We start from the raw sequence: 9017 nt of genomic DNA, 5'->3' as shown, positions 1-9017 counted from the left end.
CCCCCACCGCCTGCCGCCAGCGCAATGCCCCCCGCTGCGGCCACGCCACCCAGCACCCACGGCCAGATAGGAGTATCGCCCGATGAGCTACTGACGTTACCGGCAATCAACGCGTCGGTTGACGGGATCGACTGGTAACGCTCAACCGCCAGCGGATCTTCAATCCACCACAGCGCGCCGTTTTCATTCAGTACCAGCTGATGATCGTTGATGTAGTAGTTCTTCAGCGTCACGGTTTCGCCGTTGGTCATCCTGACCAGCAAATCATTATTGCTGCGGGAATAACTGGCAATATCGCCCCTGCCTGCATCGAGCTTAACAACGGAATCCTCGCCCAGAATGATCTGGTTACCTTCTGCGACTGTTTGTTGATGCGTCAGTCTGGAGATAACAGTGAATTTACTCATTTGTATGACTCCCAACAGAGTGTAATGAATGCTGTGTGTAAAAATCGTTTTTCTTTCAGCAGAGTTTAAGCGTCCCGAAGGAGACACTATTTGTCAGAAATAATGTTCTGCTGTAATAGTTTTTCTGCGACTTTTTTGTTTTTTGCGCAGGCGTGATGATTGCCATCCCTGTTATTTATATTGCTGGCTTTTTATAAGTGCATTAAAGGATATAGTCATAAAGAACCAAAAGCGCAAATGACGAAGCGGTGAAATAAAGCATAGGCGCTTACTTAACCGCGTTGAAACCTAATAAACCAGTGGGCAATCGCCAGAATTATTGATTAACATGTTGTATTTAATCTATTTTTATTCTGATGTGTCGGGTTTTGTTAGTGCGGATGATGAAGCGGAGATTGCGAGAGATCACAAGTTTCATCGCTGGATTAGCTTTTATATTTATTAAATTAGAGGGCGCGATAACACGCTATTTATTATATTTTCGCCACCGGCTAATAGAAGCGTTGCTGAATTTTTGAATAATACAAAGGTATGATTTTTTCTCGTCTGGATAACGCCTTCTACAAAACGCTCTACGACGTTTGTACTATTTTTTGCGCGTTTATTATTTTCTGAAAGGCAGTATAGAACAGGCGGGATTTTTTACCGGAGCAATTATTAATAAATATTATTGTATCAGGTCGAAATTTTACTGACGCCGCATCGCCTGGATCTCAATGGCAATGGCGATGCGATCGTCCACCACCAGCGCAAAGCGATCCATCTTGTACGCTGAACGGGAGATGGCGGTGGTGGCATGCAGCGCGATCGCCTCGTCCGGCAGACGATCGAGCGTGGCTTCGAGGATCACCGGACGACTGAGATCCCGGACGGTGAGAGTGCCGAACGCGCGGTAATGATCGTCCTTAACTTTCACCACCCGGGTGCTGGTAAAGGTGATCGTCGGGTAGCGGGCGGCGTCAAAAAACATATCGCTTTTCAACTGCCAGGTGAGCAGATTGTTGGAGGCCTGAAGTGTGGCGACCGGCACCGACACCCGGATGCGATCGTCATATTCATTGTCCGGGTTCAGCGTGACCGTCCCCGTCACCCCCTGGAGATGCGCCCAGGAGGGTATGCCGCCGAAGGCGCGCCACGACAGCCTGATGGCGGTCTTCTGCGTGTCGATGACATAGACGACGGGGGCGGCGTAAAGCGACGGGCAAGCGATCATGAAGACCAGCAGAAGAATGCGGCGCAGCATAGGGGGCTCTCCCATTCACAGGTTGCAAGTTAACGCATCAGCGCGCAGGCTTGTTTGGTGTAAGAGGGGTGTTGCCCTGCGTGAGAATAAGCGTAGAAACAGGGAAGCGCGTGAGCAAGGGGTTTCAGAAGAGTGTTAAATATGCGTTTGTAGCGGGTTCACAGTTTGAGAAAGTTTCAGGTGAGCGTCGCGATAACGCCGGGGCCATTTGGGTCTACCGCGCCATATAAGTGAATGTCTGCGTTGACGTTATCCTCTGGCACCTGCGTAACCCATCGCACCTGGCACCAACGCCTGTGTTATGATAAAGAACTCCTTAACTCAACTTCTTATGATGTAGCGTCTATGACTCTTTCCAGCGAAAAACAGACAGAAATCTCCTCTGAAACCATTGGGCGGACATTGCGTCGTCGCCCGCTGGCGCGCAAAAAATTGTCCGAGATGGTGGAAGAAGAGCTGGAGCAGATGATCCGTCGCCGTGAGTTTGCCGAAGGTGAACAGCTGCCCTCTGAACGTGAGCTGATGGCTTTTTTTAATGTCGGGCGACCTTCAGTGCGCGAGGCGCTGGCGGCACTCAAACGCAAAGGGCTGGTGCAGATCCAGAACGGCGAGCGCGCCCGTATTTCGCGCCCCTCTGCGGACACCATCATTAGCGAACTCTCCGGTATGGCAAAAGATTTCCTCGCCCATCCGGGTGGGATCGCTCATTTTGAGCAGCTGCGCCTGTTCTTTGAGTCCAGCCTGGTGCGCCATGCTGCACAGCATGCCAGCGATGAGCAGATTGCCCTGCTGGAAAAAGCCCTGACGTTGAACAGCCAGTCGCTGGATGACAATGCGCTGTTTATTCGCTCCGACGTGGAATTTCACCGCGTGCTGGCGGAGATCCCCAACAACCCGATCTTTTTGGCGATCCACGTGGCGCTGATCGACTGGCTGATTGCCGCGCGCCCCACGGTACCGGAGCAGGCGCTGCACGAGCATAATAACACCAGCTATCAACAACATATCGCCATCTTTAACGCTATCCGCAGCCACGATCCCGATGCGGCTGAAGAGGCATTACAGGCCCACCTCACCAGCGTTTTCGCCACCTGGCACGCCTTCGAGCAGGGCAAAAAACGCCGCAAATAATCGCCTCGATGATTTAGTGAACTCGATCGCGTTCTGCGCATTTCGATCGCGCTGTTTTTAATGTGTCTGGTATAACAGGTATAAAGGTCTACCATTATCGCGTCATCACATTACATTCGAGGTATCTATGTCCGTCACGCTTAAAGGGGTTATGCCCGCACTGCTTACACCGTTCGATCGCAACCAGCAGCTGGATACGCAAAGCTTGCGCCAGCTGGTACGGTTCAACATTGCCCAGGGCATCGATGGCCTCTATGTTGGGGGATCTACCGGCGAAGCCTTCGTGCAGAACAGCGCCGAACGTCAGGAAGTGCTTGAGATCGTTGCTGAAGAAGCAAAAGGCAAAGTCACCCTGATCGCCCATGTCGGCACCGTCAGCACCCACGAGAGCCAGCAGTTGGCCCAGGCGGCCAGCCGTTATGGCTATGACGCCGTCTCTGCGGTCACGCCCTTCTACTATCCGTTCAGCTTTGAAGAGCATTTCGATCACTATCGGGAAATTATTGATTCAGCAGATGGGTTGCCGATGGTGGTCTACAACATCCCGGCCCTGAGCGGGGTCAAACTCTCTCTGGATCAGATCAATACGCTGGTGACCTTACCCGGCGTGGGCGCGCTGAAGCAGACCTCCGGCGATCTCTATCAGATGGAGCAGATCCGCCGGGCACACCCGGATCTGGTGCTGTACAACGGTTACGATGAGATTTTCGCCTCCGGCCTGCTGGCGGGTGCGGATGGTGGCATCGGCAGCACCTATAACATCATGGGCTGGCGCTATCAGGGGATCGTCAGGGCGCTAAAGGAGGGGGATATCGCCACCGCCAAAGCGTTGCAGGTCAAGTGTAATGAAGTGATCGACCTGCTGGTCAACGTGGGCGTATTCCGCGGCCTGAAAACGGTGCTGCACTATATGGACGTGATTGATGTTCCGCTGTGCCGCAAGCCGTTTGCCCCTGTCGATGAACAGTATCTCCCCGCGCTACGGGCATTAGCGCAGCGGCTCCAGCAAGAAAAAGAGCAACGTTAAGACAACGCCGGATGCCGGGCATACCCGGCATTACTAAAGCTGTATCCTGCAAAACAGCGTATGGGTTTACCCATTGCGGAGACTGACATGAATACAATGACTCAAAATGTCCCGTGGTATCGTTGCCTCAACCGTCAGCAGTGGCGCGCGTTTTCTGCCGCCTGGGTCGGTTATGTTCTTGATGGTTTTGATTTTGTCCTCATCGCTCTTGTTTTAACCGATATAAAAACCGAATTCGGCCTGACCACCCTTCATGCCGCGAGCCTGATCTCCGCCGCCTTTATCTCCCGCTGGTTTGGCGGTCTGGTGCTGGGCGCAATGGGGGATCGCTACGGTCGCCGTCTGGCGATGGTGAGCAGCATTATCCTCTTTTCCGTCGGGACGCTGGCGTGCGGCCTGGCCCAGGGCTATACCACCATGTTCATCGCCCGTCTGGTGATCGGCATGGGGATGGCGGGGGAGTATGGCTCCAGCGCCACCTATGTGATTGAAAGCTGGCCCAAACACCTGCGTAACAAAGCCAGTGGTTTCCTGATCTCGGGCTTCTCCGTCGGCGCGGTGGTGGCGGCTCAGGTCTATAGCCTGGTGGTGCCGGAGTGGGGCTGGCGGGCGCTCTTCTTCATCGGCATTTTGCCGATCGTTTTTGCCCTCTGGCTGAGAAAAAATATTCCGGAAGCCGAAGACTGGAAAGAGAAGCAGCAGAGTAATGCGCCCGTGAAAACCATGGTCGATATTCTCTATCGCGGTGAACATCGGGTTATCAATATTATGATGACCCTGGTGGCCGCCGTCTCGCTGTGGTTCTGCTTCGCAGGCCAGCTGGAGAGCGCGGCGATTGTGGCCTTGCTCGGCCTGCTGTGCGCGGGGATCTTCATTAGCTTTATGGTGCAAAGCAACGGCAAGCGCTGGCCGACCGGCGTCACCCTGATGGTGGTGGTGCTGTTTGCCTTCTTATACTCCTGGCCGATTCAGGCGCTGTTGCCTACCTGGCTGAAAACCGATCTGGCTTACGATCCCGCCACCGTTGCTCAGGTGCTGTTTTTCAGCGGCTTTGGTGCGGCGGCAGGCTGCTGCGCCGGGGGCTTCCTTGGCGACTGGTTGGGCACGCGCAAAGCCTATGTCTGTAGCCTGCTCGCCTCGCAGCTGCTGATCATTCCGGTATTTACCCTTGGCGGCAGCAGCGTCTGGGTGCTGGGCCTGCTGCTCTTCTTCCAGCAGATGCTTGGACAGGGCATCTCAGGGATCCTGCCTAAACTGATCGGAGGCTATTTTGATACCGAACAGCGCGCGGCCGGGCTCGGGTTTACCTACAACGTCGGCGCGCTCGGCGGTGCACTGGCCCCGGTTCTGGGGGCGTTTATCGCTCAACGTCTCGATCTGGGCACCGCGCTCTGCTCGCTCTCGTTTGGTCTGACGTTCGTCGTCATTTTGCTGATTGGTTTTGATATGCCGTCCCGCGTTCAGCGCTGGCTGCATCCTGAAGCCCTGCGTACCCACGATGCCATCGACGGCAAACCGTTCAGCGGCGCCATTGTGGCCGGCAAAAGGGCGAGCCAGCTTGCCAAACACTAAGGCTGAATTTTTAACGGAGGAGTTATGTCGTTCCTTGATGAACTGGATGCAAACATAAAAGCCCGGGGCGGGCTGATCGTCTCGTGTCAGCCGGTACCACAAAGCCCGCTGGATAAGCCGTTGATCGTCGCGGCGATGGCGCTGGCGGCGGAGCAGGCGGGTGCCGTGGCGCTGCGTATCGAAGGTATTGAAAACCTGCGGGCGGTGCGTGCCGTGGTAAGCGTGCCGGTTATTGGCATTATTAAACGCGATCTGCCCGATACCCCGGTGCGTATTACGCCCTGGCTGGAGGATGTGGATGCGCTGGTTGAGGCAGGCGCCAGCATTATTGCGTTTGACGGCACACAGCGCACGCGGCCTGTGCCGGTTGAGGCCCTGCTGGCGCGCATCCGGCACCATCAGCTGATCGCGATGGCAGACTGCGCCTCGCAGGAGGAGGGGCTGTATTGCCATCAATTGGGGGTTGAACTGATTGGCACCACGCTGTCGGGATATACCTCAGACGTTACGCCCGTCGAGCCGGACCTGGCGCTGGTTTCAACCCTGAGTCAGGCCGGGTGCCGGGTGGTGGCCGAAGGGCGCTACAACTCACCGGAGCTGGCCGCGCAGGCTATGAAGCACGGGGCATGGGCCGTGACGGTAGGCTCTGCCATCACCCGCCTGGAGCATATCTGTCAGTGGTATCGGGACGCCTTACAGGACGCGACAAAATGATCACGCTGGCTATTGATATTGGCGGGACCAAACTCGCCGCGGCGCTGGTCGACCGCGAGCTGAGGATTATTGAACGCAGGGAGATCCCCACCCCTGCCAGCAAAACGCCGGATGCGCTGGAAGCGGCGCTGTGCGAGCTGGTGATGCCGCTATACCGTCGGGCGCAGCAGTTCGCTATCGCCTCGACAGGGATTATCCAGCAAGGGGTACTCACCTCCATTAACCCGGCAAATCTGGGCGGGCTGGCGCATTTTCCGCTGGTGAAATCGGTCTCGGCTATGACCGGGCTCCCCGGCGTGGCGCTAAACGATGCCCAGGCCGCGGCGCTGGCGGAGTATCAACACATGCCAGATGCCGTGCGCGATATGGTCTTTATCACCGTTTCGACCGGCGTAGGGGGCGGGATGATCCATAACGGCAACCTGGTGACCGGCTCCGGTGGGTTGGCCGGACACTGCGGCCACACTCTGGCCGACCCGAACGGACCGCGCTGCGGTTGCGGGCGGATCGGCTGTGTGGAAGCGATCGCCTCAGGCCGGGGTATCGCCGCGGCGGCAGAAGGGGAGCTTTGCGGGCTGGATGCGAAAGCCATCTTTGCCCGCGCCGCAGAGGGGCATGCCCAGGCGGGGATATTGATTGCGCGTTCCGCCCGGACGCTGGCGCGGCTCATTGCGGATATAAAAGCGCTGACCGACTGTCAACGGGTTGTCATTGGCGGCAGCATTGGCCTGGCCGACGGCTATCTCACGCAGGTACAGCATCACCTTGCGCAGGAGCCCGCTGTTTATCAGACCGAACTCTGCTCAGCCCGCCATCGCGGCGACGCGGGGCTGCTGGGTGCTGCATTATGGGCAAAAGGAGCGTGGCAATGATTGTGGGTGATATCAACCGTCTGCAGGCTGCCGGTCTGTCGACGGTGTTCTGTCAGGCGATCGACCAGGCCCTGAGCGCGGGGCTAGCGCAGCTGGCGCCGGGTAGCTATCCGCTGCAGGGCGAGAAGATGTTCGTCAACGTGATGCAGTTTGAGACCCAGCGCGCTGAGCAAAAACGTGCCGAGCTGCACCGCAACTATATCGATATCCAGATCCTGCTGGAGGGAGAAGAGCACATTTATTACGGACTGGCGGGAAGCGCCCGGGCCTGCGATGCGTGGCACGAGGAGGAGGATTATCAGCTCTGTGACCGCATCGGGAATGAACAGTGCCTGACGTTGAAGCCGGGGATGTTTGCCATTTTTATGCCGGGCGAACCCCATAAGCCGGGCTGTTTTACCGCGAAGCCCGGTATGCTTAAAAAAGCGGTGATTAAACTGCATCATCGCGCGCTGACTGACCTTCATAACAGGCTTTAACTCTTCCTACACTCATCTGACGCCCGCAGACAGCGGTTTGCGGTGCGGACAGAGGATATTCAGCAACATGCGTCATTCTCATGGCCCGTCAGGCGTGCTCCGCAATCTTCAAGCCGGGCCATTTTCATCTCCCGAGTACAAGTCTTATCGTCGCGAGGCTATTTTTCCCGCCACAGCTACGCTTTACCATCACATTATTGCGACACACACGATAAACGACGGAGAGATTATGAAAGCCATTGCCATTACCCGTTCTGCCCCTGACAACATCGCGTTCCTGCAGGATATCGAATTGCCGCAGCCGCAAGCGACAGGACACGATCTGCTGATTGAAGTGAAAGCCATCTCCGTAAACCCGGTGGATACCAAGGTCCGCGCCGGTTTTACCGGCGATACGCCGCGTGTTCTCGGCTGGGATGCCGTGGGCGTTGTGGCGGCGGTGGGCGAGGCGGTAACGCTTTTCGCGCCCGGGGATGAAGTCTGGTATGCCGGTGCGCTGGGACGGCCTGGCAGCAACAGCGAGTTTCAGCTGGTGGACGAGCGCATTGTCGCCCTGAAACCTAAAACCCTGGATAACGCCTCCGCTGCCGCATTGCCGTTAACCGCTATCACCGCATGGGAGATGTTGTTCGATCGCCTGGGCATTCAGGAGCAGGGTAATGAAGGCGACACGCTGCTGATCGTCGGCGCGGCGGGCGGGGTGGGGTCGATTCTGGTGCAGCTGGCGCGCAAGCTGACGAAAATGACCGTGGTAGGTACGGCCTCACGCCCGGAAAGCCAGCAGTGGGTGCGGGAAGCGGGGGCGCATCACGTTATCGATCACAGCAAACCGCTGTCGGAAGAATTAGCCGCCGCGGGTATCAAAGAGGTGACCCACGTCGCCAGCCTGACCCATACCGCAGCGCACTATGATGAGATTATTAAGGCGCTAGCGCCGCAGGGCAAACTGGCGCTGATCGACGATCCCGATACGCTGGACGCCCGTCCGCTGAAAGCGAAAAGTATCTCCCTACACTGGGAGTTTATGTTCACCCGCTCTATGTTTGAGACCGCCGATATGATTGCCCAGCACCAGATGCTGACCCGCGTGGCAAATCTGATTGACGAGCAGGTGCTTACCACGACGCTGGGTGAGCATTACGGGGCGATTACGGCGGCGAATGTGCAGAAGGCCCATGCGCAGCTCGAGACCGGGCGTGCGGTCGGGAAGATTGTACTGGAGGGGTTCTGAGATGGCCACCTCTGACATCATCTCGCTTATAGCGGTTCTGAAGGCGAAGCCCGGCAAACGTGACGCGCTGAAGACGGCCTTACAGGCGCTGCTGCTGCCGACCCGTCAGGAGCCGGGCAACGTTGAGTATCAGCTGTTTCAGCTGCGCGATACGCCGGACATGTTTTACGTCCGGGAAGCCTGGCGAGGCCAGAAGGCACTAGAGGCTCACATTGCGCTGCCCCATTTCCAGGCCTTTATCCTGCAGATGGATGAGTTGCTGGCGGAGCCGCTGCGGCTGGATTACCTGACGGCGGTAGAGGCTTAAGGATTCTGTTGAGGGACGCAGGGAAGGTTAGAGT

10 protein-coding genes are annotated in these 9017 nt (G+C 56.9%); 8 read left to right on the top strand and 2 right to left on the bottom strand.

What is annotated here, in order from left to right:
- A partial coding sequence (locus tag ACOKCT_RS21915) for a BapA/Bap/LapF family prefix-like domain-containing protein (protein ID WP_420193903.1) occupies nt 1-407 on the bottom strand: 407 nt, incomplete at its 3' end.
- A gap of 688 nt (nt 408-1095) precedes the next feature.
- A complete protein-coding gene (locus ACOKCT_RS21910) occupies nt 1096-1650 on the bottom strand; it encodes a YceI family protein (RefSeq protein WP_103180804.1) in 555 nt (184 codons plus the stop codon).
- 345 nt (nt 1651-1995) lie between these two features.
- On the opposite strand from ACOKCT_RS21910, the gene nanR reads away from it, so the two are divergent.
- From nanR to ACOKCT_RS21870, 8 genes are all read left to right on the top strand, one after another.
- Nucleotides 1996-2781, top strand: a complete 786-nt coding sequence (gene nanR, locus ACOKCT_RS21905) for a transcriptional regulator NanR (RefSeq protein WP_103180803.1) — start codon at nt 1996-1998, stop codon at nt 2779-2781.
- Between the two features lie 127 nt (nt 2782-2908).
- Nucleotides 2909-3808: an N-acetylneuraminate lyase gene (gene nanA, locus ACOKCT_RS21900; protein ID WP_103180802.1), complete on the top strand. Its 900-nt coding sequence runs from the start codon at nt 2909-2911 to the stop codon at nt 3806-3808.
- An 87-nt stretch (nt 3809-3895) separates the two neighbouring features.
- Nucleotides 3896-5380 (top strand): MFS transporter, encoded by a 1485-nt coding sequence (locus ACOKCT_RS21895; RefSeq protein WP_156655119.1) that lies wholly within the window; start codon nt 3896-3898, stop codon nt 5378-5380.
- 24 nt (nt 5381-5404) lie between these two features.
- Nucleotides 5405-6094, top strand: coding sequence for an N-acetylmannosamine-6-phosphate 2-epimerase (locus ACOKCT_RS21890; protein WP_420193902.1), 690 nt, complete (start codon nt 5405-5407; stop codon nt 6092-6094).
- A complete protein-coding gene (gene nanK / locus ACOKCT_RS21885; RefSeq protein WP_159340322.1) occupies nt 6091-6966 on the top strand; it encodes an N-acetylmannosamine kinase in 876 nt (291 codons plus the stop codon). The genes ACOKCT_RS21890 and nanK overlap by 4 nt, the downstream gene beginning before the upstream one ends.
- Entirely contained in the window at nt 6963-7445 is a 483-nt protein-coding gene (nanQ, locus tag ACOKCT_RS21880) for an N-acetylneuraminate anomerase (protein ID WP_103180798.1), read from the top strand. The genes nanK and nanQ overlap by 4 nt, the downstream gene beginning before the upstream one ends.
- A 229-nt stretch (nt 7446-7674) precedes the next feature.
- Complete coding sequence (locus ACOKCT_RS21875; protein WP_159340321.1) at nt 7675-8676, top strand: zinc-binding alcohol dehydrogenase family protein; 1002 nt, start codon at nt 7675-7677, stop codon at nt 8674-8676.
- A gap of 16 nt (nt 8677-8692) precedes the next feature.
- Nucleotides 8693-8983 carry a putative quinol monooxygenase gene (locus ACOKCT_RS21870; RefSeq protein WP_201304751.1) on the top strand — a complete coding sequence of 97 codons (291 nt, stop codon included), beginning with the start codon at nt 8693-8695 and terminating at the stop codon, nt 8981-8983.
- Nucleotides 8984-9017 lie beyond the last annotated feature (34 nt).

The organism is Leclercia sp. M-A074-M (assembly GCF_965195605.1).
GTDB lineage: Bacteria > Pseudomonadota > Gammaproteobacteria > Enterobacterales > Enterobacteriaceae > Enterobacter.
The sequence above is the reverse complement of the archived record's forward strand: the minus strand, read 5'-3'. Positions and strand labels throughout refer to the sequence as shown.

Excerpts from the sequence above, each read along its gene's own strand:
- nanK (WP_159340322.1), top strand. The coding sequence starts at position 6,091 with ATGATCACGCTGGCTATTGATATTGGCGGGACCAAACTCGCCGCGGCG.
- ACOKCT_RS21890 (WP_420193902.1), top strand. The coding sequence starts at position 5,405 with ATGTCGTTCCTTGATGAACTGGATGCAAACATAAAAGCCCGGGGCGGG.
- nanR (WP_103180803.1), top strand. The coding sequence starts at position 1,996 with ATGACTCTTTCCAGCGAAAAACAGACAGAAATCTCCTCTGAAACCATT.
- nanQ (WP_103180798.1), top strand. The coding sequence starts at position 6,963 with ATGATTGTGGGTGATATCAACCGTCTGCAGGCTGCCGGTCTGTCGACG.
- ACOKCT_RS21875 (WP_159340321.1), top strand. The coding sequence starts at position 7,675 with ATGAAAGCCATTGCCATTACCCGTTCTGCCCCTGACAACATCGCGTTC.
- ACOKCT_RS21910 (WP_103180804.1), bottom strand. The coding sequence starts at position 1,650 with ATGCTGCGCCGCATTCTTCTGCTGGTCTTCATGATCGCTTGCCCGTCG.
- ACOKCT_RS21895 (WP_156655119.1), top strand. The coding sequence starts at position 3,896 with ATGAATACAATGACTCAAAATGTCCCGTGGTATCGTTGCCTCAACCGT.
- nanA (WP_103180802.1), top strand. The coding sequence starts at position 2,909 with ATGTCCGTCACGCTTAAAGGGGTTATGCCCGCACTGCTTACACCGTTC.